This is a genomic window from Megamonas sp. Calf98-2, assembly GCF_900110235.1.
Classification (GTDB): domain Bacteria; phylum Bacillota; class Negativicutes; order Selenomonadales; family Selenomonadaceae; genus Megamonas; species Megamonas funiformis.
The window spans coordinates 65,134-90,049 of the sequence record NZ_FOCY01000004.1 but is presented as its reverse complement, the minus strand read 5'-3'; the positions used below and the strand labels follow the sequence as shown (position 1 = coordinate 90,049).

General features: G+C 30.5%; 25 protein-coding genes. 1 reads left to right on the top strand and 24 read right to left on the bottom strand.

Features of this window, described 5'->3' with window-relative positions:
* A partial coding sequence (locus BMX03_RS02310) for a zinc ribbon domain-containing protein (RefSeq protein ID WP_143052056.1) occupies window positions 1-195 on the top strand: 195 nt, incomplete at its 5' end.
* A 249-nt stretch (window positions 196-444) separates the two neighbouring features.
* Here the strand turns inward: BMX03_RS02310 and phnX are convergent.
* The 24 genes from phnX to hisG all read right to left on the bottom strand — a co-directional run bounded on the left by phnX (window position 445) and on the right by hisG (window position 24,915).
* Window positions 445-1,212 carry a phosphonoacetaldehyde hydrolase gene (phnX, locus tag BMX03_RS02305; protein ID WP_022227792.1) on the bottom strand — a complete coding sequence of 256 codons (768 nt, stop codon included), beginning with the start codon at window positions 1,210-1,212 and terminating at the stop codon, window positions 445-447.
* Window positions 1,213-1,268: 56 nt separating this feature from the next.
* A complete protein-coding gene (gene phnW / locus BMX03_RS02300; RefSeq protein WP_091693511.1) occupies window positions 1,269-2,363 on the bottom strand; it encodes a 2-aminoethylphosphonate--pyruvate transaminase in 1,095 nt (364 codons plus the stop codon).
* Between the two features lie 163 nt (window positions 2,364-2,526).
* Window positions 2,527-3,543: an extracellular solute-binding protein gene (locus tag BMX03_RS02295; RefSeq protein ID WP_091693509.1), complete on the bottom strand. Its 1,017-nt coding sequence runs from the start codon at window positions 3,541-3,543 to the stop codon at window positions 2,527-2,529.
* The gene (locus BMX03_RS02290; protein WP_091693506.1) at window positions 3,540-5,213 is read right to left on the bottom strand and encodes an ABC transporter permease subunit; all 1,674 of its coding nucleotides are present in this window, start codon (window positions 5,211-5,213) and stop codon (window positions 3,540-3,542) included. Before BMX03_RS02290 ends, BMX03_RS02295 begins: the two co-directional genes overlap by 4 nt.
* A 2-nt stretch (window positions 5,214-5,215) precedes the next feature.
* The gene (locus tag BMX03_RS02285) at window positions 5,216-5,998 is read right to left on the bottom strand and encodes an ABC transporter ATP-binding protein (protein ID WP_008538413.1); all 783 of its coding nucleotides are present in this window, start codon (window positions 5,996-5,998) and stop codon (window positions 5,216-5,218) included.
* 254 nt (window positions 5,999-6,252) lie between these two features.
* Window positions 6,253-7,950, bottom strand: coding sequence for a phosphoethanolamine transferase (locus BMX03_RS02280; protein ID WP_091693503.1), 1,698 nt, complete (start codon window positions 7,948-7,950; stop codon window positions 6,253-6,255).
* Window positions 7,951-8,126: 176 nt separating this feature from the next.
* The gene (locus BMX03_RS02275; protein ID WP_255361391.1) at window positions 8,127-8,834 is read right to left on the bottom strand and encodes a ribulose-phosphate 3-epimerase; all 708 of its coding nucleotides are present in this window, start codon (window positions 8,832-8,834) and stop codon (window positions 8,127-8,129) included.
* A gap of 13 nt (window positions 8,835-8,847) precedes the next feature.
* Window positions 8,848-9,513: a ribulose-phosphate 3-epimerase gene (gene rpe / locus BMX03_RS02270; protein WP_177159338.1), complete on the bottom strand. Its 666-nt coding sequence runs from the start codon at window positions 9,511-9,513 to the stop codon at window positions 8,848-8,850.
* A gap of 124 nt (window positions 9,514-9,637) precedes the next feature.
* A complete protein-coding gene (gene tkt / locus BMX03_RS02265; protein ID WP_091693494.1) occupies window positions 9,638-11,623 on the bottom strand; it encodes a transketolase in 1,986 nt (661 codons plus the stop codon).
* 79 nt (window positions 11,624-11,702) lie between these two features.
* Complete coding sequence (gene rpiB, locus BMX03_RS02260; RefSeq protein WP_369816095.1) at window positions 11,703-12,152, bottom strand: ribose 5-phosphate isomerase B; 450 nt, start codon at window positions 12,150-12,152, stop codon at window positions 11,703-11,705.
* Between the two features lie 23 nt (window positions 12,153-12,175).
* Window positions 12,176-13,222, bottom strand: coding sequence for a zinc-binding dehydrogenase (locus tag BMX03_RS02255; protein ID WP_091693490.1), 1,047 nt, complete (start codon window positions 13,220-13,222; stop codon window positions 12,176-12,178).
* A 69-nt stretch (window positions 13,223-13,291) separates the two neighbouring features.
* Window positions 13,292-14,557 carry a PTS galactitol transporter subunit IIC gene (locus BMX03_RS02250; protein WP_091693487.1) on the bottom strand — a complete coding sequence of 422 codons (1,266 nt, stop codon included), beginning with the start codon at window positions 14,555-14,557 and terminating at the stop codon, window positions 13,292-13,294.
* Between the two features lie 82 nt (window positions 14,558-14,639).
* Window positions 14,640-14,927, bottom strand: a complete 288-nt coding sequence (locus BMX03_RS02245; protein ID WP_008538423.1) for a PTS sugar transporter subunit IIB — start codon at window positions 14,925-14,927, stop codon at window positions 14,640-14,642.
* A gap of 41 nt (window positions 14,928-14,968) precedes the next feature.
* Window positions 14,969-15,436 (bottom strand): PTS sugar transporter subunit IIA, encoded by a 468-nt coding sequence (locus BMX03_RS02240; RefSeq protein ID WP_091693485.1) that lies wholly within the window; start codon window positions 15,434-15,436, stop codon window positions 14,969-14,971.
* 36 nt (window positions 15,437-15,472) lie between these two features.
* Complete coding sequence (locus tag BMX03_RS02235) at window positions 15,473-17,392, bottom strand: BglG family transcription antiterminator (protein ID WP_091693482.1); 1,920 nt, start codon at window positions 17,390-17,392, stop codon at window positions 15,473-15,475.
* Window positions 17,393-17,630: 238 nt separating this feature from the next.
* Window positions 17,631-18,356, bottom strand: a complete 726-nt coding sequence (locus BMX03_RS02230) for a SagB family peptide dehydrogenase (RefSeq protein ID WP_255361390.1) — start codon at window positions 18,354-18,356, stop codon at window positions 17,631-17,633.
* Between the two features lie 12 nt (window positions 18,357-18,368).
* Complete coding sequence (hisIE, locus tag BMX03_RS02225; protein ID WP_008538427.1) at window positions 18,369-19,070, bottom strand: bifunctional phosphoribosyl-AMP cyclohydrolase/phosphoribosyl-ATP diphosphatase HisIE; 702 nt, start codon at window positions 19,068-19,070, stop codon at window positions 18,369-18,371.
* On the bottom strand, window positions 19,070-19,828 hold the full coding sequence (hisF, locus tag BMX03_RS02220) for an imidazole glycerol phosphate synthase subunit HisF (protein ID WP_091693479.1): 759 nt from the start codon (window positions 19,826-19,828) through the stop codon (window positions 19,070-19,072). The genes hisIE and hisF overlap by 1 nt, the downstream gene beginning before the upstream one ends.
* Window positions 19,828-20,562 carry a 1-(5-phosphoribosyl)-5-[(5-phosphoribosylamino)methylideneamino]imidazole-4-carboxamide isomerase gene (gene hisA / locus BMX03_RS02215; RefSeq protein WP_091693476.1) on the bottom strand — a complete coding sequence of 245 codons (735 nt, stop codon included), beginning with the start codon at window positions 20,560-20,562 and terminating at the stop codon, window positions 19,828-19,830. Before hisA ends, hisF begins: the two co-directional genes overlap by 1 nt.
* 7 nt (window positions 20,563-20,569) lie before the next feature.
* Window positions 20,570-21,190: an imidazole glycerol phosphate synthase subunit HisH gene (gene hisH / locus BMX03_RS02210; RefSeq protein ID WP_022228543.1), complete on the bottom strand. Its 621-nt coding sequence runs from the start codon at window positions 21,188-21,190 to the stop codon at window positions 20,570-20,572.
* Between the two features lie 32 nt (window positions 21,191-21,222).
* Window positions 21,223-21,828: an imidazoleglycerol-phosphate dehydratase HisB gene (gene hisB, locus BMX03_RS02205; RefSeq protein WP_091693473.1), complete on the bottom strand. Its 606-nt coding sequence runs from the start codon at window positions 21,826-21,828 to the stop codon at window positions 21,223-21,225.
* 14 nt (window positions 21,829-21,842) lie between these two features.
* On the bottom strand, window positions 21,843-22,910 hold the full coding sequence (gene hisC / locus BMX03_RS02200; RefSeq protein WP_091693470.1) for a histidinol-phosphate transaminase: 1,068 nt from the start codon (window positions 22,908-22,910) through the stop codon (window positions 21,843-21,845).
* Window positions 22,903-24,252 carry a histidinol dehydrogenase gene (hisD, locus tag BMX03_RS02195; RefSeq protein WP_075554675.1) on the bottom strand — a complete coding sequence of 450 codons (1,350 nt, stop codon included), beginning with the start codon at window positions 24,250-24,252 and terminating at the stop codon, window positions 22,903-22,905. The genes hisC and hisD overlap by 8 nt, the downstream gene beginning before the upstream one ends.
* Window positions 24,253-24,915 (bottom strand): ATP phosphoribosyltransferase, encoded by a 663-nt coding sequence (hisG, locus tag BMX03_RS02190; RefSeq protein WP_091693466.1) that lies wholly within the window; start codon window positions 24,913-24,915, stop codon window positions 24,253-24,255.
* Window position 24,916 lies beyond the last annotated feature (1 nt).

Genomic DNA, 24,916 nt, shown 5'->3' with positions numbered 1-24,916 from the left:
AAGAAATTAGTAAAAGTAGGGAAATATTTTGCAAGTTCGCAAATTTGTAGTAATTGTGGATATAAAAATAAAGAAGTAAAAGATTTGTCTATAAGACAATGGAAATGCCCAAATTGTAAAGTAGTGCATGATAGAGACATAAATGCAGCGATAAATATAAGAAATGAAGGCATGAGAATAATAGTCTTAGGATAAAATAAAAAATAAAGAACCGTGGGATGCACGGGGATAGCTTGCTTATGCTTACAACAAAAGTTGTATCGAACAAGAAGCCCCCACTTCTAAGCGATAGCGAAAGTGGTGGGAGTACATCACCTAACTACATTATAAATAATCTTTGTGAAATTTAAATTTTAAAATTATAAAATTTAATTAAAAATCTCATCAAAAAAGGCTGTAATAATCTATCGCGTTCAATTATTACAGCCTTTATAAATTCATCTATTATTTTAAAATATCTAATAAACCACTGATATCTCTAATAATATATTTCGCACCAGCATCTTGATATGCAGATACTACTTTTAAATCCATTGCATTTTTCTTATCTTCAGATAGTGCTTCATATTCTTCTTGACTTAAGCCCATCAAAGAACTGCCTTCGATGATACCTACAGTATCAATACCAGCATTAACGCCTTCTTTAATATCTGCAATAGTATCGCCAACTTTTAATACTTTATCCACAGAAGTTAATTCTAAAGCTTCCATATTGCGGAAAATCATATAAGGATATGGACGACCTTTACTATTTACCATATCAGGGCTAATCCAAAAATCAGGAGTATATCCCTGCTGTTTTGCTCTATCTGTTACGATTTTCATCATATCACTTGTATAACCTGTAGTAGAACCAATTTTTAAGCCTTTATTTCTAATTTCAATAATTGTTTCTAATACATGTGGTTTTATATCTGTATATTTATCTAAAACTTCAAAGATTTTACGTTCACTGATTTCATAGATTTTTTGTACGTCATCTTCTGTCCAATCTCGATTATATTTTTCTTTCCATAAATTATTGATGCGTTCCATTTGAAGCATTGTTCTTACATGGTCAATTTTTAACATTCCCATTGGTTTTCTGATTTCTTCCATTGTAGGTTCAATGCCAAAAGATTTAAAAGCTTCATCAAAAGCTCTTACTGGTGCCATACAACCATAATCTACTGTAGTGCCTGCCCAATCAAAAATAATACCTTCGTATTTCATTAATAAATTCTCCTTACTTAATTAAATCTCCACTAAAATTAAAATCTCAACTACAATTATTTTTTACTATTAAGAAAATCTGTCATAATGCTAGATAATTTATACATATCTTCTGGATAAATTTCCCCAATAGTACCAATGCGGAAAGTCTGTGCATCTGTTATTTTACCTGGATAAATAGCATATCCTCTGTCTTTAATATATTGATACATTTCAGCAAAATCAAAATTACTATTTTCTGGATAATAGAATGTAGTGATGATTGGACCTTGATGAGTGCTTTCAATATATGGTTTTATACCAAGTTTTGCCATTTCTTCGATAAGAATGCGATTGTTTTCACTATAACGTTTATTTCTAGCTACAATACCGCCTTCTGCTTTTAATTCTTTAATAGCTTGAGCAAAAGCTAATACTACATGTGTAGGTGAAGTAAATCTCCATTTACCATCTTTGCTCATAGTTTCCCATTGTTCATATAAATCTAAAGAAAGACTTCTTGCTTTACCTTTAGATTGCATTAATTTTTCACGATTACAAATGATAAAGGAAAAACCTGGCACACCCTGAATACATTTATTTGCACTACTGATGATAAAATCAATGCCTAATTTTTCAACTTCAATATCCACACCGCCAAAGCTAGACATAGCATCAACTATTAAAGTTTTTCCATATGCTTTAACTACTTTTGCCACAGCTTCAATATCATTTAAAATACCAGAAGTTGTTTCACTATGAACTATAGAAACGTGTGTAATTTGTGGATTTTCCTGCAATAATTCTTCTACAACTTTTGCATCTGGAATTTTATCAAAATCTTGTAAATACATTTTATAAGTTATTTTGGCATGTTGAGCAATTTCTGCCATACGTTTACCATAAGCGCCATTTGCACAGATTAATAAACAATCATCTTCGCCAACAACAGAAGTAAGTACAGATTCTACACCAAAAGTTCCACTGCCCTGCATGAGAATTGCTGTATATTTTTCTTTATCTACATGTGCTAATTCTAATAAATCATCAATGATGGATAATGTAATTTTTTTGTAATCATCGTCCCATGTGCAATGGTCAAACATCATTTCTTTTTTCACTGCTTCAGTAGTAGTGAGTGGCCCTGGAGTTAATAATTTATAATTTTTCATTTTTATACACCTTTCTTTATAATCATGTTAACTAAAAATATCAAACTGTCCTCTACATTAAGAAATTTCCTAATACTAAAGATTTTCTCTTTGTATTAAGAAATTTCTTATTCTGCATATTAATTGTATTTAACTACATATACCCTAAAATAAATCATTAAAATTAAAGTTGTTTAGCTGCTTCAGATAAATCTTGATGTTTTTTCAATAAATCAACAGATAATTTTTCAGCAAAAGTTTTTGGATATGCTGATTTATTTACAGAATCAGAAGCTTCACCTTCATAAATTGGATTTGGATAAGATTTTAATAAATCTACTCTAGCATTGTGAATAATACATTCTGCCATTTGCATTGCAAGTGGATTTGTTTTATCGCCCTTATCTACAACTGCAATAGATTCAGTCAAAGAGAAATTACCTTCTGTTGGATCTACAAAATCAATAGGTAAACCTTTTAATTTATCAGCAACAGCCTGCTGTCTTAAACCAAAACCGATAGCCACTTCACCAGCACGAACTTTTTTAAGTGGTGCAGAACCAGAATTTTCAATATGTGGACCTGCATTTTTATAAATGCCACCTAAAATATTTTTAGCTTCTTCATCACCGTAAGCAGAAACTAAACCTTGAATTAATAACCAAGCTGTAGATGATGCTTTTACATCTGTTACAGAAATTTGGTCTTTATAAATAGGATTTGCTAAATCTTTGATGCTTTTTGGCATTGGAAGATTTGCTTCTTTTAATTTTTCAGTATTTACAATGATAGTGCCTTCTTGAGAAGTGATTGGTGCATAGAAATTAACTTTTTCAGTTAATGGTTTATAATCAAAAGTTAAATCTGTGAACATTTTATTTTTTTCTTGTGCACTATCTAAGTAGAAAGAACTCATAGTTACTACATCAGCTTCAATATTTTTACCTTCTACCATTAATTTACCGCCAAGTTCAGAAGTACCAAAAGTCTGGAACATATATTTATCTTTAAAACCATTATTATCTAATGCTTTTTTCATAGCATCTACTGCTTCATCATCTGCATTAGAATAAATAACTACTTTTCCATCATTTCCACTAGATGCACTATCGCTACCAGATGTACCACAACCACCAAATAGCATAGACGCACATAATGCCATACCTGCTAATAACATTGATAAGATTTTTTTCTTTTTCATACTATAGCCTCTCCCTTTATAATCATTTCTTTTTTCTCTTTTTTCACACTGATTTTCTTTTTAGCTAATACAGTCAATAGACCTTTTACAATTAAATTTGTAGCTAAAATCAGCATGGATAATACGAAGATTTCATTAAATTTACCAAAATACTGTAATTCTTTTATTTTGGCTGTAATAACCATAGTCTGAGCACCAGCTATGAAAATAACTGCACTAATAGTTACCATGGCATTGATAAAGTAATATCCTAATACTTCAAAAATAGTAGTTTTTATATTTGGTGTGATAATTCTATATAATGTTTTAAACCAACTATCACCCATCAACAAAGCTGTATTTTCCCATGATTTATTTAATTTTTCTAAAGAATTTTTAAGCATTAAATATGGTGTGGAGAAGAAGTGAATTACATTACAAATGATAATTAAAGCAAAAGTATTTTGTAGTGTAGTTCCTGAAAAGAACATCATATAAGCAATACCAATTACCATACCTGGAATTGTATTTGTAATCAAAGCAATCGCTTCAATGGCAAATTTCTTTTCATTGATAAAATTACTTCTAGCAGTGATTAAAGCTGCACCGTAAGATACAACAAGTCCCACTACAGCAGATAAAGTAGCCACTAATAAGGAATTTGTATATACATCAATAATGCTAGAATCATTTAAAATTTCTACGAGATGCGCTGTTGTAAATTGCATACGATATGGCCATTCATCAATAAATGGTATCATGAAGATTACAACGAACATGGATAAAATCATCACTAAAATAACAGTAGATAATCCGCCCCAAACAAAATCACGCACTTTGTTTACTTTCAATTCCACTTGAGAAATTTTGTTATAACGCACATTGTAACGTTGTAGATAACATAATAAAGCAATACTAATAATTGATGGTAATAACATCACAATAGCTACTACAGCACCACGATTAAAATCAGGAATACTTCCCATCATTTCTTCATATAAAACTGTAGCAATTACCTGATATTTACCACCGACTGAAGCTGGAATACCATAATCTGTGAAACATAAGAAAAAGCATTGTATAAACGAAGCTGCAAGTGTTCCTAATAATGGTCTAATAAGTGTCTGTCTAAAAGTTTTAAATAAACTATCGCCCATGATTTTTGATACAATCATGAATTTCTTATCGATATATTTCATAGCATTATAAATGAGTAAAAATGCTATTGGCATGGTGTAGATTATATAACCTATCAACAAACCATTAAAACCATAAATATCAATTTGTATATTGAATACTTTTGTTAAAAAACCTTGTTTTCCTAAAGAATAAATTATTGCAAATCCATATGTAATTGTTGGCAAAAACATAGGTGCTATAGCCAATATTTGAATTAAACGCTTAGCTGTTTTATTTATATTTGTATAGTGGATAGTATAAGCTAAAATAAATGCTAATAACGTACTTAAAATCGCACTAGTTGAAGCAATTGCTATACTATTGCCAAAAGCCATAGCAAATTTATCTTCATCTAACATTGTGGCAAAATGTTTTAAACCTACACCATCACCTACTGCTATAGATTGATATAAAATCTCTATAAACGGTAGTAATAAAAATCCTGCAAAAATTATAATTACAGCTATAAAAATCATCTGTAATTCTTTTTGTTTAGTTTTTAAAATATTCATCATTAACCCACCTGAAGAATCTCTTTTCTATCTCTATTGTTACCATCCCAAAATAATTCTAAGATATTATTTCGTTTGATTTCTAACTGACGTAAAATAAATTCACTTACAAAATCATTTGCAGGTTTTTTAATGATTTCCTCTGGTGTACCAAATTGAGAAATCTGACCTTCATTTACAATCAAAACTTTATCAGATAAAGTCAATGCTTCTTCTGGGTCATGTGTAACTATGATTGTAGTCAATTTAAAATCACGAGCTATTTCTTTAATTTTCTGTTTGATAGATTCTTTGATAACACCATCTAAAGCAGATAAAGGCTCATCTAATAATAAAATTTTAGGTTTCATCACCAAAGTTCTAGCAAGTGCAGTTCTTTGTTTCTGTCCACCAGATAATTCTTCGATTTTCTTTGTTAAATGTTTGCCTAAACCTAATAAATTGATTAAGTCTTGAACTTCTTTTGTTGTAGAAATATTTGGCTTATTTTTTAATCCGTAAACAATATTTTCATATACATTTAAATTAGGGAATAACGCATAATCCTGAAATACGATATTAAAACCACGTTTTTCCATTGGCATCTGTGTTATATCTTCACCATCAAAAATAATTCTGCCTTCACTTACTTGAGTAAGCCCTAAAATTAAATTTAATAAAGTAGTTTTACCACAACCAGATGGTCCCAAAATAGAAACGATTTCTCCTTTTTCTATTTTTAAGTTAATATTTTTAAGAACTTCTATTCCTTCATATGATTTCCTAATCTTTTTTAACTCTAACATTTTTTACCCTCATTCAATTAATTTTTAATTTTAATAACATACTTAATTCAACATCATCTATTTAACCAAAATTTAACTTTTACCTCTATCATTATCTTGTAATAATTTTATGAAAATCTTGTAAATTTATATAAACTTTGTAAAAGCAAGCAATATATATGCAAAAATAATGTAAAAACAGTAAAAAACCATGCTATAAACAGCAAAAAAATCCCCAACACAGCAAAATGCCGTATTAGGGATTTTTCTATTATTTATCTTTTATTTTTTATTTCTGCATCATAATCCATACCATCAAAGATACGAGGTCTTTGTTCATTGAATTTATCATTTACAATACTTCTTGTAGGGTCAAATTCAGCCGTTTTTATATCTGCTAAATCCATAACAGTATGAATCATATCATCTGTCATATAAGGTCTATCAGCAGCTTTTTTGATTTGCTCCCATTTTTCAGGATATTTTGCTCTGAATTTTTCTGATGCCCACATAATAACTGGTATTTCAATCATATGATGTGTAGGATTTTCTTCAATATGACCAGACATATCTTCGCCTTCATCATATACAGCTTCACCGTGGTCAGGAACATAAATAACTAAAGTTTCACTATCACGGAATTTATCAATAATACTGCTTACTATATAATCATTATAATAAAGCGCATTATCATATTGAGCTACGATTTCTTTTTTACCATCTGTAATTGGTAAATTGATATCATCTTTACTAAATTTACTAAAACTATAAGGGAAACGATTATAATATAATCCATGTCCACCCATTAAATGAACTACATAGAAATTTTTATCTTCACTTCTATTTGCTATAGCATCATCAATAAGAGGGAATAATTCGCCATCAACGATACCATAATCCTCTCTTGAATCGCGAATACGAGTGAATGCACTCACATCACTATGAGCTGCATAAATCTGAGCTACATTGCCCCAAACACCTGAAGTTTCCTGATTAGATAACCAATGTGTTTTATATCCTGCTGCATTCATTACATCAATTAAATTATTGTAATGATACCATTCCTGGTCTGATTCACGATTACAAAATGTAAATAACTTACTCAATACAGCAATTGTAGTAGAATGAGGACTTACTACATCGCGGAAAACACTGATTTCACCTTTTTCATTTAAAGCATCAAGATTTGGTGTATTCGGTAAATAATAACCATAAAGATGCATATGGTTTCTATTTGTAGACTCGCCTAAAATAAATACAATATTTTTTATCTGACTATTATTTTCCGTAAGTTCCACTTTACTATTTACTTGAGAAGATAATTCTTTATATGCTTGCATATTTCTTACAGCGACAGAAGTAGAAGCATATACCCTTTGCACTGGTAAGACTTCATCGTCCCAAATAAAGTCTGTATATACAGTAAACATTCTTATAGTATAAAACACACTTAAAACCATCAAAGTACATACTATACCTGATTTTGTCTTTTGTTTTAAAGTGATTTTTTTCAGTGGATTATATTTATATAAACCTACAATTAAAGCAATTAAAACAATGACAGAAACCACTCCTGAAAAACCTATATACATAGAGAAAAATTCTGTAGCTTCTCGCATATTTGTTTCAAGTGCAGAATTTATAATACCTGTGCCAATCAAAGCCTTATAGCAATACATTGTAAAAAATTCACCAATAAATATAAGCCCTATTGGTATAACCAATACTGCTTTTACAATCTTTTGCAAAAATCGTTTTGGCAATAAATCAATAAGACAAGTTATTATCAATGAACCTAACCATACAGAAAAAATATATCCAATAGCCACATCTATTTTGTCTTCATCAAAAAGTGACCACGCTGTAGTTAAACTATTAATTATAAATAAAATCATGATAAACATAAAATGTTCATCAAAAATTCTTTGTAAATAACCTGTAAGTTTTCCTATAAAACCTTTATTCAACAACACAAAACGCCCTTTCTTAAGTCTATTTATTACTGTATGTAAAATTTTTGTAAATAACTAAAATAAATATATACTATAAAAATTATTTTGGCAATAATAAATTAGTGCTAACTTCACTAAAAATAAAGATAAATAGCTGTAACAAAATGATAACTCAATTCGCTACAGCTATTTTTTTATTAATCAATAAATTCTTTTGTCGGTGCTAATAGTTCTCTCAAATTTTCTTGTATACTTTTACCTGCCAAAAATAACCCTGAAGTTCCTCCAGTGAAAATTGTGGTACCTGCTTCAGCAAGCATTCTTGTTGTATTTTTGTTTACATTTCCATCTGCTTGAATGCGTGTTTTAATATTATTTTGTTTTAACATATCACTCATCATCTTTATATGTTTTATTGCTTCTGGATTTATTTTTTGACCTGCAAATCCTGGATTTACAGTAAGCTTTAAAATCCATTCACATAAAGGAGCAAGTTCTATTAAATCATCTTTTGGCTCGGTATCTGCTCTATAAGCTAATACAGGTTTTGCCCCTAAGCTACGTATCTTAGCAAAAATCTCTTTAGGATTTTTCATGGCTTCATAATGAACTGCTATATATTCTACTTTTTTTTGAGCAAAAACTTCTATATAATTTTCTATATCATAAACAGCTAAATGTACTTCTATGGGCAATCTACTATTCTTTTTTAAATAATCACAAAGAATATCTCCTAATATATAACATTTATTAAATCTACCATCTACAACATCATAATGAAAAAATGCTACATCTGAGTCTTCTACTTTTTTTATACTATCCGCTAAATTTCCTAAATCCATACAAGATACAGAAGCTGATACTGCCGGCATAGGTAAAACATTTTTGTTAATCAATATATCCACATCCATTTTTTTATTATAAACTTAATAGTTTTCTAAAATCTGCCACATTTTTTTCTAATTCTCTATGTTTGAAAATTGATGAACCTATTACTATATCTGTTGCACCTGCATCTACAACTGTTTGTATATTATTTAAATTAATACCACCATCTACTTGAATAATAAAATTATAATTATTTTCATCTCTCCAATTTGCTAAATCTTTTATTTTCTTTGTACTCATTGGCAAATATGCTTGCCCACCAAATCCAGGTTCAACAGACATTACTAATACTTTTTTAATAATATTATCTTCTGCCATATATTTTAAAGACTCAAAATTTGTTGAAGGATTTAAAACTACTCCGCCTTGCATACCTAATTTATTAATAGTTTCTACTGTATGATATAAATGTTTACATGCTTCTACATGTACTGTTACAGAATTAACACCTGCTTCTTTTAATCCATTTAATAATACATTTGGATTTGTTACCATTAAATGTGCATCAAAATTCATTTTAGTTTTTGGTCTTAAATGTTTTATTAAATCTATACCAAAAGTAATATTACTTACAAAATGTCCATCCATTACATCTAAATGTAAATCTTTTATACCAGATTGTTCTAATCTTTTTACATCATCAGCTAAACAACTAAAATCTGCTGCTAATATTGAAGGGGATAATACTACTGTCATTTTCATCATTCCTTATAATTTTATATTTTAATAAAAATAAGAGTGCCCTTATTTTGTATATTCACAAAAAGGACACTCCAAAATTAGGGATTTTGGTAGGGTATGTGTAAAAATTTTTATAAATTTATTTAAGCATAGATAATGCTTTATTAACTACATTTTCAACAGTAAATCCATATTTTTTAAATAATACATTAGCTGGTGCTGATGCTCCAAATGTGTCAATAGTTACAGATTTACCTTTAAAGCCAAGATATTTACCCCAGCAAATGCTAGAGCCTGCTTCCACAACTAAACGTTTTTCTACAGTTTGTGGTAATATCTTTTCTTTATATTCATCACTTTGTTGTTCAAAAATATCCATACAAGGCATACTTACAACACGAATGTCAAAACCTTTTTCCATCAATTCTTTTTTAGCCTCTACAGCCAAACTAACTTCTGAACCACTAGCAATAATTATGGCATCTGGTTTTGCTTTTATAGACTCTGCTATAATATAGCCACCTTTTAAAGCCTCTTTACTACTACCTTCTATTTGTGGTAAATTCTGTCTAGATAATGCAAGAACTGTTGGTGTATTTTTACTTGTAATTGCGCTATACCATGCAGCAGCAGTTTCTGTAGCATCAGCTGGTCTAAACACATTAATATTAGGCATAGCACGAAGCATTGCTAACTGTTCAATAGGTTCATGAGTTGGTCCATCTTCACCAACACCAATACTATCATGTGTCAATACATAAGTTACAGGTATTTTCATCAAAGCAGCCAATCTTGCCATTGGTTTTAAATAATCACTAAATACAAAGAATGTACCTACAAATGTTTTTGTACCACCATATAAAGTAATACCATTGGCAATTGCTGCCATAGCAAATTCACGAACACCATAATGGATATTTCTACCTAAATAATTATTCTTGCTAAAACTTCCGCCATCTTTAATTACAGTTTTATTTGATGGTCCAAGGTCAGCGCTACCGCCCCAGAAATTTGGCATAATTTTAGCTAAGAAATTAATCATATTTCCAGATAAACTTCTTGTTGCTTGCGGTTTATCTTCATAAGACCAAAATTCATCGCAATTTAATAATTTTTCATCATCGATTACTGCAAAATATTTATCCCATAGTTCTTTCTTTTCTGGATATTTTTCACAATAAGCTTTGAATAATTTATTCCAATTATCTTCAGCATCTTGTCCTTTTTTAGCTTTTTGAGCAAAATTATCATATACATCTTGTGGAATTACAAATGCTTCTTGTTCTTCCCAACCAAGATTATCACGTAAAGCTTTTACATTTTCTTCACCTAATGGTGAACCATGTGAGGATTCACTACCTTCTTTAGCAGGGCAACCAAATGCAATTTTAGTCTTTACTGTAATAAATGATGGTTTTGTCTTTTCTGACTTAGCAAGTTCAATAGCTTTGCTAATTTCTTCTAAATTATTACCATCTTCAACAGTTAAAGTCTGGAAACCAAATGCTTCCATACGTTTATTTACATCTTCTGTAAATGCTAAATCTGTATTACCTTCAATAGTAATATTATTGCTATCATATAAAACAATTAATTTACTTAAACCTAATGTACCAGCTAACGAGAATGCTTCCGAAGATATTCCTTCTTCCATACAACCATCGCCACCTAATACAAAAGTATAGTGATCAATAATATTATAATCTTCAGTATTAAAAGTAGCTGCCATATGTGCTTGAGCCATAGCCATACCTACAGCCATTCCCATACCAGCACCTAATGGTCCTGTAGTTGCTTCTACACCTACAGTATGACCATATTCTGGATGACCAGGTGTTAAAGAATTATCTTGTCTAAAGTTTTTCATATCTTCAATAGTTAAACCATATCCAAATAAATGAAGAAGTGAATATAATAAACTTGAAGCATGCCCTGCTGATAAAATAAATCTATCTCTATTTACCCATTTAGGATTTTTAGGATTATGTGTTAAATGATTAGCCCATAATTCATATGCCATTGCTGCACTACCAAGTGGCATACCAGGATGACCTGAATTAGCTTTTTGTACAGTATCTGCTGCTAATACACGAATAGCATTTACAGATTTTTGCTCTATATTCATTAGGCTATACCTCCTTTAATTCCAAATTATCCAGAATATTGGGATAATTATTTTTTATATAATGACTATTATTTTATATTTATCTATTTTTTTCGTAATTCATCATGGCTTCTACACGTTTAGCATATTTTCCACCTAAATATTCTGTGCTAAGCCAAACTTTTGTAAATTCCCATGCCATATATTCAGAAATAATTCTTGCTCCCATACACAAAACATTTGCATTATTATGAGCTCTTGTCATTTCTGCTGAAAATAAATCACTTACTAAAGACGCTCTTATACCTTTTACTTTATTGGCCATCATTGACATACCAATACCTGTACCACAAATTAAAATACCGTATTTAGTATCTAAATTATTAGCTACATCTTCACAGACTTTTATAGCATAAGCACCAGCATCTACAGAATCTTCACTATAAGTTCCTTTATCTTCCACATCATAACCAGCCTCTTGCAATTGCTGTATTAAAAATTGTTTCATTTTATAACCAGCATGGTCTGAACCAATTACTATTTGTTTCAAGAAAATTCCCTCTATTCAGTTTTTTATTTATTTTCAGGTAATGGTTTTAATACAATTTTTATAGTTTCACCAGATTTCATTAATTTATAAGCTTTATCCCATTCATCAATATTTAATTCATCTGTTATCATTAAATCTGCTCGTATATCCCCATTTGCCATATAATTTAAAGTTGCAGGCCAATCATGAGTATTCTGACTACGGCTTCCAGAAACAACTAATTCCTTTTGGATAATTTTTGAAAAATCTACTACAACTTCATCTTTAGCAAATAAACCTACCTGAACATATTGTCCTTTTTTTCTTAATAAATCCATTCCTAAATGCATTGAAGGAACAGCACCTGTACAATCATAACAAATATCTGCACCATATCCATCAGTAAGACTATTAACTAATTCATGAGGATCATCTTTTTGTACATCTACAATGTAATCTATACCAAATTTTTCTTTAGCAACTTTTAATCGTTCACTATCCTTAGTTAAACCTGTCATTACTACTGTGCCACCTTTTGCTCTTACAATTTGTGCCACAAGTAATCCAATTGGTCCTGGACCTAATACTAAAACAATATCTCCTTTTTTTATAGTTGCTTTACAAACACCATGATGAGCACAAGCTGCTGCTTCAGTTATTGCAGCTTCTTTACAAGATAAATTTTCAGGTAGTACATGTACACTAGCTCCTCTAGCTACAATATAATTTGCACATGCTCCATCTTGTTGTGTACCTAATCCTTTACGAGTTGGACACAAATTATATTCTTTTTCTAAACAGTATCTACACTTTCCACAAATTTCAAAAGTAGTTTCTGATGTTACCTTATCTCCAACTTTTACATGTTTTACATTTTCGCCTACTTCTACAGCAATTCCAGCAAATTCATGCCCTATAATTAAATCTTTAGCATTAATATTATAATGACCTTCATATGTATGAATATCACTACCACAAACACCAATATATTCAACTTTTATTTTTACTTGGTCTTTATTTATTGTAGGTTCTGGTTTATCAATTATTTGCCAATTACCAGCACCTGGTTCCATTTTTACTAATGCTTTCATTTTATATTCCCCTCTTTGTTTCTACAGAGCTGCCACATTTCAAAAGTGTCAGCTCTATATTTTATTAATCTAATTGAATAAAGCAAATGCCTTAAATATTATAAAATTAATTAAGTTTCCTGCTTGGTCTATACTAGATATAAGTGTTGAGCCTTCTGGCATTTTAAAGTTTGCAATAACACCCATTGTTGTTTGAAATTCTGCCATAGCAGTTGACATTAATAAAGATAAACTAATTACTACAATACCTGCTAATACGGAATGAACTATATTTCCACGTGCAGCTGCTACAATCATTGCTACTATAAATGGAATAGTTGCTAAATCACCAAAAGGTAATACATTATTTCCTGGAAGAATTACAGCTAATAATATTGTTATTGGTACTAAAATTAAAGCAGTTGCTATTACTGCTGGATGTCCTGTAGTTACTGCTGCATCCAAACCAATATAAATATTTGCATTTTCACCAAAACGTTTTTGTAATACATTACGTGCCGCTTCAGAAATTGGAATTAATCCTTCCATTAAAAGTTTTACCATACGAGGCATTAAAACCATAACACCTGCCATAGCCATACCAACTTTAGCTACTTCACCTGCACTATATCCAGCTAAAACCCCCAATACTGCACCTAAAAAAAGTCCCATAAAAATTGGTTCACCAAAAATACCAAAACGTTTTTGAATAGAATCTGGATCTGCTTTTAAATTTTTAATTACTGGAATTTTTTGAATCAACCAAATCAAAGGTATACCTAATGGAGCATACGAACAAGTAGAACCTGTTGGTACAGATACACCTGGTAAATCAAAATATTTTTCCATATACGGAGCTGTCCAATCCGCTATTTTTAATACAACAATTTCAAAAATAATAGCTGCAATAATAGCTTGCCAAAAACTTCCTGTTAAAGCATAAACACATGCACCACAAAATGTAAAATGCCAATAATTCCAAATATCAACATCCATAGTTTTTGTTGTCTTTGTAAATAACATAATAATATTTACAACTAAAGCTAATGGTAAAACAAAGGCTGCAATAGGTGATGCCCATGCCATACTAGCAGAACCTGGCCAACCTATGTCTATTGCATTTAATTGTATTCCAAAATTTTTAATCATGGCCTGTGCTGCTGGGCCAAGATTATCACAGAGTAATGCTACTACCAAATTAATACCTACAAATCCCACTCCAATAGTAAGACCAGAATGAAATGATTTTGCTGGACCACATCTAAAAATTAATCCAATAATAAATATAAATACTGGTAATATAACCGTCGGTCCTAATCCTAAAAACGCTTGAAACATAGGAACTAAATTTTCCATAATAAGCCTTCTCCTTTTATTGAATTTTACTAGTAGAACATATTTTTATGTTCTACTAGTAATTGATTTTAATTATGCTATCTTATTTTTTTAACTCTGCAAGAATTTCTTCTTTTGTTTTGTCTAAGCCAATTCCAGTTAAAAATGCTCTAGCATTAATTACTGGAAAATTATATTTACTTTTATCTGCTACTGTTGTTGTAATAAGTAAATTTGCTCTATCAGCATAACTAGGTACTTCCATCATTTTGCATTGAATAATTTCTACTGGAATATTATTTAATTTCGCAAGTTTTGTAACTGCATCATTAACTACTGTAGAAGTAGCAATTCCTGTCCCACAAGCAACTAAAACAATTTTCTTTTCCATATAAAACACTCCTTAAAAATATTTAATTTATTTTATTACTCTTAGTTACCTAATTGTAATTTATCACTAATAAAATTTTTTATGTTATCTATAGATTTTTCATTTTTAATATAATTTAAAGCATTTTCATCTTGCAAAATTCCCATCAAACTTTGTAATAGTTCTAACTGTGCATGTTCTTCTTTCATTGCTAACATAAAAATCAAATCAACTTTTACAGTGTTACTATCATCACCCATGATTACAAAATCAACAGCCTTATTTAATCTAGCAATACTTATAGCTGGAATATTTACATGCTGAATATCAGTATGCGGTATAGCTACTCCACCAATTAAAGTTGGTAATCCTGTTGCAAAGACTTTTTCTCTTTCAATAACAGCTTTTTTATATGTATCTTTTACATATCCTAATTGATGTAGATTATCTGCCATTACTTCTAATACATCTAATTTATCATTAACATCTATATCTAATAAAATAAGTTCTCTTTTTAAAATAATATTCATATTCCTATCTCCATAATTTGTTATTTAATTCTACTTTTAAAACATTTTTTCAAATTCATTAATAAAAACTTCATAAGATTTATTTTTTAATATTGAATTAACTCCATTTTTTGATTTTATATAATTATATAATTTCAAAAACATTGGTTCCCATAAATTCATTTTTCCTTTTTCTACATTTAAAAGAAATACCACTTGTACAAATAAATCATCCCAAATAATAGGCTTATTTAAAATCAATATAGATATAAAAGATGTTCCACATTCATTATAAATAGGATGAGGTATAGCTACTAAATCACCTATTGATGTAGATGACATTTCTTCTCTTTCAAATATAGACATTTTAGCATTATTATTCATTAATCCTTTTTTTATTGCTTCATCTGCTAAAAAATTTATACATTCTTCTTTTGTTTCAAAATTTTTACCAATATAAAAATTATCTTTATTAAAAAATGTTGTAATTTCTAATAATTCTGTAGTTTCTTTATGAAAAATTTTATTTTCAATATTTTCTACATCTTCTTTTTGCAACATACGATTAATTTTAATTATTTTATCTGATTTAATATTTTTTAATGGTACTGTGGACAATACATAATCTACATTATCTAATATTTGACTATTAATCTCATAACTTGGCATAACTTTTATTACATTTAATCTATTATGAAAATATTCTTCGACTTTCGCTTTTAATAATACAGATATTCCTAATCCTGAAGAACATACTATTATTATATTTTTGGCTTTAATATTTTCTTTTATACCATTTCTGCTTAATGCTGCGCCAAAATGTAAAGCTATATAACCAATTTCATTTTCATTAATTTTTATATTGTCATATTGCTCAACAATCTTACCAGCAATTACCCCCATTTGAAATGCCAACGGATAATCATTTTTTATAGTCTCTAACAATTCATTTCTAATATTCATCTGAAATTGTATTCTTGTTAATGCTATGTTTAAATGTAAAGTTAAACCATCAATTAAATATTCATCATTAGTAAAATCAATAGATAATTTTTCATGAATTTCTTTTAGAATTATATTTACTAATTTTTTTACATGTTTTTTATCCATAGATTCACTAATATCTGTTAACTTCTTACTAGCTAATAAACATTGAGCAATATAATATACTTCAGAACAAGCTATATCTATATTCATTTTCTTTAATATATTATCTATTAACTCTTTAGCCACATTATATTCAAAAGTATTTTCTATTTTATTAGCAATACTAGATGGATAGGATACAAATTTATTACAATTAGAACGTTGCATGCCTATTGCTATATGTAGACAAAATTTTTCTTTAGATCTATCTGCTAATTGTATTTTTTTATAACTTAATGTTTCTTTTATTATTTTATCTAATAACTCAATATCTACATTTGCTAAAATCTTCTGGAAAAATTTTTCTGTACTACATGTATTTATCATATCTACTATGCAATAACGTATCTTAACTTCTTCACCAATAACCTTTATACCCTTTGTTTTATATTGTGTAACTTTTAAATCATATTTTTGCAAGATATCTTTTACTTCATTTAAATGCATCTTTAATGTAGATAAACTTATATACATTTCTTCTGCTAAATCATTTTGTGTAATAACAATATCTTTAAAAGTATTTTCTAACAGTCTATACAATATATAATTTATCCTTTGTTTTGCTGTTTCTAAATTACTAACACCTTCTTGAAACAAATTTTGTTCAGCAGTATCAAGTTGCTCAAATTTATTAAAGCGATATCCCTTATTAGGGCTAGAAATTATTCGTATATCATATTCAACTAAATATTCTTGTAAAGCTTTTATATCTGAACGTATTGTTCTTGAAGAAACACCTAACTGTTGAGACATAAATTCTCCACTTAATCCTGCTTGATGTTCTTTTAACATATCAAATATTTTCTTTCTTCGTTTATTAATCTTTGCCATTTTCAATACTCCCTTAACTTGATTAAATTGTATCAAAAATCAGCAATCCATCATAGATTGATTGTTTTCCGCAACATGCGGAAATATTTTTGTATTTTATTTTAAATATTATAAAAATTTCCTCATTATATTTTTATGCGGAAAAACTAAATTATATACAAAAAACTCAATTAAGTAATATTCATAAATACCACTTAATTGAGTTCTTTTATTCCAATTTATTCTTTTTTAAGCTATCCTATTTGCCTACACCAGCACCATAGACAACAAATTGATTTTCTCCATCAAAACCGAGATTTTGATTTAAAACTTCATCATCAAAAGCACCTAATGCACATACTTTTATATGCATTGTCTGTGCTGCTAAATATAAGTTTTGGCAAACATGTCCAGCATCTAAATAAATATAGCGATATGCTCTTTCACCAAACATGCAATCCATTCTTTCATAAACAGCCGTCCATAAAAATACTACAGCTACATTATTTGCTACACCTACTGTAGAAAATTGGCTACAGATTTTTTCTTCAATATCTTCTGCGTCAGATACTAATAATAATTTATGCTCTAATGGTAAAAAGCGATATAAACCTGGTTTTATGCCTTCAACACGGCGAATGTATAAAAATGTTTCCAATGCATTTCTACCGCCAGCAGAAGGTACATTTCTAATAGTCTTTGTCTGCATTACCATTTTCACGCCTTGAGTACACCATAACAGATATGATAATTCTTTATTAGATAATTCTTTTGTATCATCATATTGACGAAGTGTAGAACGAACTTCTATCATTTCCAAAAAGTTCACCTGTGCATCTGGTAATACATCTGGGTCTACAAGGTCAATCAATACTGCATCTTTTGCATATGGTAATTCAAAAGGTGGCAAATTATCTATTTTTTTTGCAGTACCACGCTTCCATGCAGAATCTTTCATATAGTCAAGTCTAGCTTGTCCCATCATCAATTCTCCTCTTTAAGATTTATTTTTTTTGATTTCTTTCTTGCCAAATCTATGATATTCTCCACCATTTCTTCTGCTCATCAATTCAGCTAATAAATCATCTGGAGTAATATTATGATATGCCAATAAAACAAGACAATGATACCATAAATCGCTCATTTCATAAAGAATTTCTTCTTTATCCATATTTTTAGAAGCAATTATTGTTTCAGTACATTCTTCGCCCACTTTTTTCAAGATTTTATCTTGGCCTTTTTCAAATAAATAATTAGTATATGAGCCTTCTACTGGATTTACTTGACGGTCTTTAATTGTTGCATATAAATCATTTAGAACTTTAGCGATAGAAGTATTATCCTGTGGTTGAGCCATAGGTACTAAATCTTTGCTATCTGGGAATAATCTGCGGTCAGTAAAGCAAGTATATGTGCCAGTATGACAAGCCATACCTGTTTGATGAACTTTTACCAACAAAGTATCGCCATCACAATCATAATAAATTTCACTGACAGATTGTTTATTGCCAGAAGTTGCCCCTTTATTCCAAAGTTCTTGACGAGAACGACTATAAAACCATGTATATCCTGTTTCTATAGTTTTTTGTAGTGATTCTTTGTTCATATATGCAAGCATTAAAACTTTGCCATTAGCTTCTTGCACTACAGCTGGCACCAAGCCTTTTTCATCAAATTTTACTTTGTCGATATCTATCATTACAATCTAACCTCCACACCACGAGATTTTAAGTATTCTTTTACTTGACGAATACTAAATTCTCCATAATGGAATACTGAAGCAGCAAGTACTGCATCAGCTTTTCCTTCTGTTAATACTTCGTAAAAATGTTCTAATTTTCCTGCTCCACCTGAAGCAATTACTGGTACATTTACAGCTTCTGAAACTGCACGCGTGAGTGGTATATCATAACCATTTTTCGTACCATCAGCGTCCATACTTGTGAGCAAGATTTCACCGGCTCCCAAAGAAACTGCTTTTTTCACCCATTCTAAACAATCTATTCCCGTTGGTGTTCTACCACCATTTATATAAACTTCCCAAGAATTTTCGCCATTTCGCTTAGTATCTACAGCAAGCACGATACATTGATTGCCAAATTTTTCTGCTCCCTCTTTGATTATAGAAGGGTCTTTTATCGCTGCTGTATTCATAGATACTTTATCTGCACCAGCCTTGAGCATTTTGCGCATGTCTTCTACAGTTCTAATTCCTCCACCAATGGTAAATGGAATGAAAACTTGACTTGCACAATCATTTGCTACTTTTACAATAGTATCACGTTGTTCATTAGAAGCTATTATATCTAAAAAAACAAGTTCATCAGCCATTTCTTTATCATATACAGACGCAAGTTCTATAGGGTCGCCTGCATCACGTAAAGAAACGAAATTTGTTCCTTTAACAACTCGTCCTGCTTTTACATCAAGACAAGGGATTATTCTTTTTGTGTACATTATTTATCCTCCTTAGCTATTTTTATAGCCTCTTGTAAAGATAAATTATCTGTATAAATAGCTTTACCTACGATTACGCCTTCAATGCCATCTTGTTCATAGCCTTTTAAAATTTTAATATCTTCAATAGAAGATACTCCGCCAGAAGCTACTACTTTTACCCCGCTATAACTTGCAAGTTCTGCTGTCGCTTTTGCATTTACACCAGATAAAGTGCCATCACGAGAAATATCTGTATAAATAATATGTTTTACACCAGCTTCAGCCATTTTTTTAGCCAATTCTTTCGCTTCTACATTTCCAGATACGCCCCAACCATCAACAGCTACAATGCCATCTTTAGCATCAATACCTACAACAATGCGTTCACTGCCATATTTTTTGCAAGCATCTTTTACTAATTGCGGATCTTTTACAGCTACAGAACCTAAAATAACACGACTAACACCCATATCTAAAACTTGCTTGATATTTTCCATAGTGCGAATACCGCCACCGAGTTCTACAGGGATATTCACTGTTTTTAATATCATTTCTACAACATCTAAATTCTGTGATTTTCCTTTTAAAGCTCCATCTAAATCAACTAAATGAAGGTACTGACCGCCTTCATCTTCCCATTTTTTTGCCATGATTTCTGGACGTTCAGAAAATACAGTTTCCTGATTAAAATCACCTTTTACAAGGCGTACACATTTACCATTTCTAATATCTATCGCTGGAAAAATAATCAATCTTCATTCACCCTTCTACAAAATTTTTAATAATTTTTAAACCAATATCACCTGATTTTTCAGGGTGAAATTGTGTCGCTACTACATTATCTTTTCCTACAGCAGCTACCAATTCTTCGCCATAACTAGATTTAGCTAAAATTATGGATTTATCTTCTGGACAAGCCTGATAGCTATGTACAAAATAAACATATGGTTCTTCTTTCAATCCTGCAAATAAATTAATATCTACATTCTGATTATTTTCTTCATCTATAACAATAGAATTCCAACCCATATGCGGAATTTTTAGCCCAGGAGCATTTATTTTTTTTACCATGCCTTTAAAAATTCCTAAGCCTTTTACTTCTGGTGACTCCTCACTACCTTCAAACATGATTTGTTCACCTACACAAATTCCCATTACAGGTTTTCCTTGTTCAATAGCTTCTAAAACAGAATTTTTTAAGCCTGATTGCTCAAAATTTTTCATGCAATCACCAAAAGCCCCCACACCAGGAAGCACAATTTTATCGGCTTTTTCTATTACTTTGGCATCACTTGTAAGCACTACATCTGGAGAAAATTTTAAAAATGCTTTCTCCACACTAAATAAATTGCCTACACCATAATCCACAATTGCAATCATTAGAATAACTCCTTTAACTAAAAATTTTTATCTTATTCTAATACTCCTTTTGTTGAAGGAATTTTATCTAATGCTCTCTGGTCAAATTCTACAGCTTGTCTTAAAGCATGACCTAAAGCTTTAAATACACCTTCTACTTTATGATGAGAATTTTTTCCATACATCACTTTTATATGCAATGTAATTCCAGCATTAAAGGCAAAAGCTCGCATAAATTCTTCGACAAGTTCTGTATCAAAATCGCCAATCATAGGAGCTAACTCACCCATATCACATACTAAATAAGGTCTACCACTTATATCTAAAGACACCAAAGCTAATGCTTCATCCATAGGAACATAAAAAGTTCCATAACGATTTATACCACGTTTATCACCAATTGCTTCTTTAAAAGCTTGCCCTAAGGCAATACCACAATCTTCTACACTATGATGACCATCAACTTCTATATCACCATCACAGAAAATCTCCATATCTATCAAGCTATGTGCTGATAATAAAGTCAACATATGGTCAAAAAAGCCGATTTTAGTCTTAATATTTGATTTTCCTGTGCCATCAAGATTTAATTTTATATCAATAGCTGTTTCTGCTGTAGTGCGTTTTATAGCACCACAGCGTTTTTTATTTAAATCCATACCATTCAATCCTTTTAATTTTGACTTTCTACAAAATCTTTTATAGCTTTATACACAGCATCATTTTCTGGTCTAGTTCCCATAGAAATACGCAAGCAATTTTCAAGTCTTAGAGCATTGCCAAAAGAACGCACACCAATACCAATATTTTCAAGATATTCATTTAAAGCTACAGCTTTATCATATTTTATCAAGATGAAATTAGTTGCAGATGGATAAACTGTTATTCCATCAATTTTGCTCAACTGTTCGCTCATGCGTTTTCTTTCTGCCACTGTCATTTGAATGCGTGGAATATATTCGTCTCTCATTTGATACACTATATCAGCAGTGATAGCAGATAATACATTTACATGATATGGCATACAAGCTTTGCCTACCATTTCAATGATTTTTTTATCAGCAATCAAATAACCTACTCTCACACTAGCTAATCCATAAGCTTTAGAGAAAGTTCTTGCAATCATCAAATGTGGATAATCTTTTAAAAATCTCATTGCAGACTCGCCATCAAATTCTACATATGCTTCATCAATGACTAAAGCACAATCAATATTTTTGGCTACATATTCAATATCTGCCATAGGAATTTTTGTACCAGTAGGATTATTTGGAGAACAAATAACAGCAAGAGAAGCTTTATTTTCTTTTACAGCATTGACAAAATCACTTGCATTGAAAGTATAATCATCATTTAAATCCACAGGTACACCAATGGAGGCGCTAAATTTAGCATAGATTTTATACATGGAAAAAGATGGTTGTGGATATACTATTTTTCTACCTCTACCGCCAAAAGCGAAGAATAATTTTTCCAAAATTTCACTTGAACCATTAGCGATTAAAATATTTTCTTTATCTAATCTAAAATTATCAGCAATTTGTTCTGCTAATAATTCAATTTGTTCATTAGGATAACGGTTAAAAGCTACAGAAGCTAATCGTGCCATTAATCTATCTTCAATTATTGGTGGCAAATTCATATTAGACTCATTTGCATTTACCTTTATATCCCAATCACGCTCCACTACATCGTAGCTAGGCATATCTTTTAAACCAGTTCTATATTTTAATTTAATCAATTTTTTCACCTCTTAATTTTATTGCATTTGCATGAGCTTGTAATCCTTCTGCTTCAGCTAAACGAACAATATCAGAACTTACCTCTTGCAAAGCTTTTTGTGTATATGAAATTATGCTTGTACGTTTCATAAATGTTTCTGTATTCAATACAGAATAATAACGTGCTGTGCCACCTGTAGGAAGTACATGGTTTGGCCCTGCAAAATAATCTCCAAGTGGTTCAGGAGAATAAGCACCTAAAAATACTGCGCCTGCATGACGCACATAAGGAAGTAAACTAAATGGATTTTCAGTCAAAATTTCCATATGTTCTGGTGCAGAGTAGTTCGCAAGTTCCATTGCCTGCATGAGATTTTCAGTCAAAATAATGCGACCATTTCTTTCTAAAGATGCTTTTGCAATTTCTTTTCTAGGCAATTTAGCTAATTGTTTTTCTACTTCTGCCAAAACTTTATCTGCTAAAGCTTCATCATCAGTGAGTACAATACTAGAAGCGAGCATATCATGTTCTGCCTGACTTAACATATCTGCTGCTGTATATACTGGGTCTGCTGTTTTATCTGCTACAATCAAGATTTCACTTGGACCTGCTAACATATCAATATCACAATGTCCATATACTGCTTTTTTGGCAAGAGTTACGAAAATATTGCCAGGACCTGTGATTTTATCAACTTTCGGAATAGTTTCTGTTCCAAAAGCCATAGCAGCTATAGCTTGAGCTCCACCTACTTTATAAATAGCATCAACACCTGCTTCTTTAGCAGCTATCAATACATATGGATTTAATTTTCCATCACGAGATGGTGGTGCCATCATGATGATTTCTTTAACACCTGCCACTTTTGCTGGCATTACATTCATCACTACAGAAGAAGGGTAAGCTGCTGTTCCACCTGGAACATAAACACCTACTCTATCTAATGGTATTACAGATTGACCTAATATAGAGCCATGATTTCTATATGTAATCCATGAATTTGGTTTTTGTTCTTGGTGATATCTACGTACATTTTCAATAGCCTTACGCAAAGAATTTACGATATCTTCATCAGCTACTTCATATGCTTGAGCATATTCTTCTTGTGTTACTAAAAATTGTTCAGGTGTGAAATCTGCTCCATCTAATAATTTTGTATATTTGATTACAGCTTCATCACCATTATGACGAACTTCATTTACAATGCGTTCTACAATCTGATTAGCTGTTAAATCTTCACCGTATAATTCTTTATTTTTTTCACGAATGCGAGGATTTAATTCCACTTCATCGAAAGCGGCTTTATCTAATTTTTTTTGTATTGCTTCTAAGCCTAATTCTTTTACTTTTAAAACTTCCATTTATTCATTAGCCCCTTCCAATTCCATTTCCAAAGCTTTTACTAATTTACTGATGCGGTCAAATTTTAATTTAAAACTTGCACGATTGGCAATCAATCTAGCACTAGCTTCAGCGATAAATGCTATTTCATCTAAATTATTTTCACGAAGTGTAGTTCCTGTTTCCACTATATCAACGATACTTTCAGACAGACCTACGATTGGCCCTAATTCGATAGAACCATTCATTTTTATATATTCCATCTGCATGCCCTTACTTGTGAAAAATTGTTTTGCCACATTAGGGAATTTAGTTGCTACACGTGTATGTGTATAATCTGTCAATTTTGCTCTTTTTTTATCTTTTGGCACAGCCATCATCAAATGACATCTGCCAAAACCTAAATCCAATAATTCATAAACATCTTTTTGAGCTTCCATCAACACGTCTTTACCAATAACACCTATATCTGCTGCTCCATGTTCTACATATGTAGGCACATCAGCCGTTTTAGCTATGATAAATTTCAATTTTAATTCTTCATTAGTTATGACTAATTTTCTTGATTTTTCTTCTAAATTGTCAGCTACAAAACCAACTTTAGCAAATAAATCTTTAGCTAAATAAAATAATTTGCCTTTTGGTAATGCTATCGTTAAATATTGCATATCATCTTTTATCATA

Bases quoted from the DNA above. Each gene is read 5' to 3' on its own strand.
- phnX (WP_022227792.1), bottom strand. From the start codon at position 1,212: ATGAAATACGAAGGTATTATTTTTGATTGGGCAGGCACTACAGTAGAT.
- phnW (WP_091693511.1), bottom strand. From the start codon at position 2,363: ATGAAAAATTATAAATTATTAACTCCAGGGCCACTCACTACTACTGAA.
- BMX03_RS02295 (WP_091693509.1), bottom strand. From the start codon at position 3,543: ATGAAAAAGAAAAAAATCTTATCAATGTTATTAGCAGGTATGGCATTA.
- BMX03_RS02290 (WP_091693506.1), bottom strand. From the start codon at position 5,213: ATGAATATTTTAAAAACTAAACAAAAAGAATTACAGATGATTTTTATA.
- BMX03_RS02285 (WP_008538413.1), bottom strand. From the start codon at position 5,998: ATGTTAGAGTTAAAAAAGATTAGGAAATCATATGAAGGAATAGAAGTT.
- rpe (WP_177159338.1), bottom strand. From the start codon at position 9,513: ATGACAGTAGTATTATCCCCTTCAATATTAGCAGCAGATTTTAGTTGT.
- tkt (WP_091693494.1), bottom strand. From the start codon at position 11,623: ATGAATATAGAGCAAAAATCTGTAAATGCTATTCGTGTATTAGCAGCA.
- BMX03_RS02255 (WP_091693490.1), bottom strand. From the start codon at position 13,222: ATGAAAGCATTAGTAAAAATGGAACCAGGTGCTGGTAATTGGCAAATA.
- BMX03_RS02250 (WP_091693487.1), bottom strand. From the start codon at position 14,557: ATGGAAAATTTAGTTCCTATGTTTCAAGCGTTTTTAGGATTAGGACCG.
- BMX03_RS02245 (WP_008538423.1), bottom strand. From the start codon at position 14,927: ATGGAAAAGAAAATTGTTTTAGTTGCTTGTGGGACAGGAATTGCTACT.
- BMX03_RS02240 (WP_091693485.1), bottom strand. From the start codon at position 15,436: ATGAATATTATTTTAAAAAGAGAACTTATTTTATTAGATATAGATGTT.
- BMX03_RS02235 (WP_091693482.1), bottom strand. From the start codon at position 17,392: ATGGCAAAGATTAATAAACGAAGAAAGAAAATATTTGATATGTTAAAA.
- BMX03_RS02230 (WP_255361390.1), bottom strand. From the start codon at position 18,356: ATGATGGGACAAGCTAGACTTGACTATATGAAAGATTCTGCATGGAAG.
- hisIE (WP_008538427.1), bottom strand. From the start codon at position 19,070: ATGATAGATATCGACAAAGTAAAATTTGATGAAAAAGGCTTGGTGCCA.
- hisF (WP_091693479.1), bottom strand. From the start codon at position 19,828: ATGTACACAAAAAGAATAATCCCTTGTCTTGATGTAAAAGCAGGACGA.
- hisH (WP_022228543.1), bottom strand. From the start codon at position 21,190: ATGATTGCAATTGTGGATTATGGTGTAGGCAATTTATTTAGTGTGGAG.
- hisB (WP_091693473.1), bottom strand. From the start codon at position 21,828: ATGGATTTAAATAAAAAACGCTGTGGTGCTATAAAACGCACTACAGCA.
- hisD (WP_075554675.1), bottom strand. From the start codon at position 24,252: ATGGAAGTTTTAAAAGTAAAAGAATTAGGCTTAGAAGCAATACAAAAA.
- hisG (WP_091693466.1), bottom strand. From the start codon at position 24,915: ATGATAAAAGATGATATGCAATATTTAACGATAGCATTACCAAAAGGC.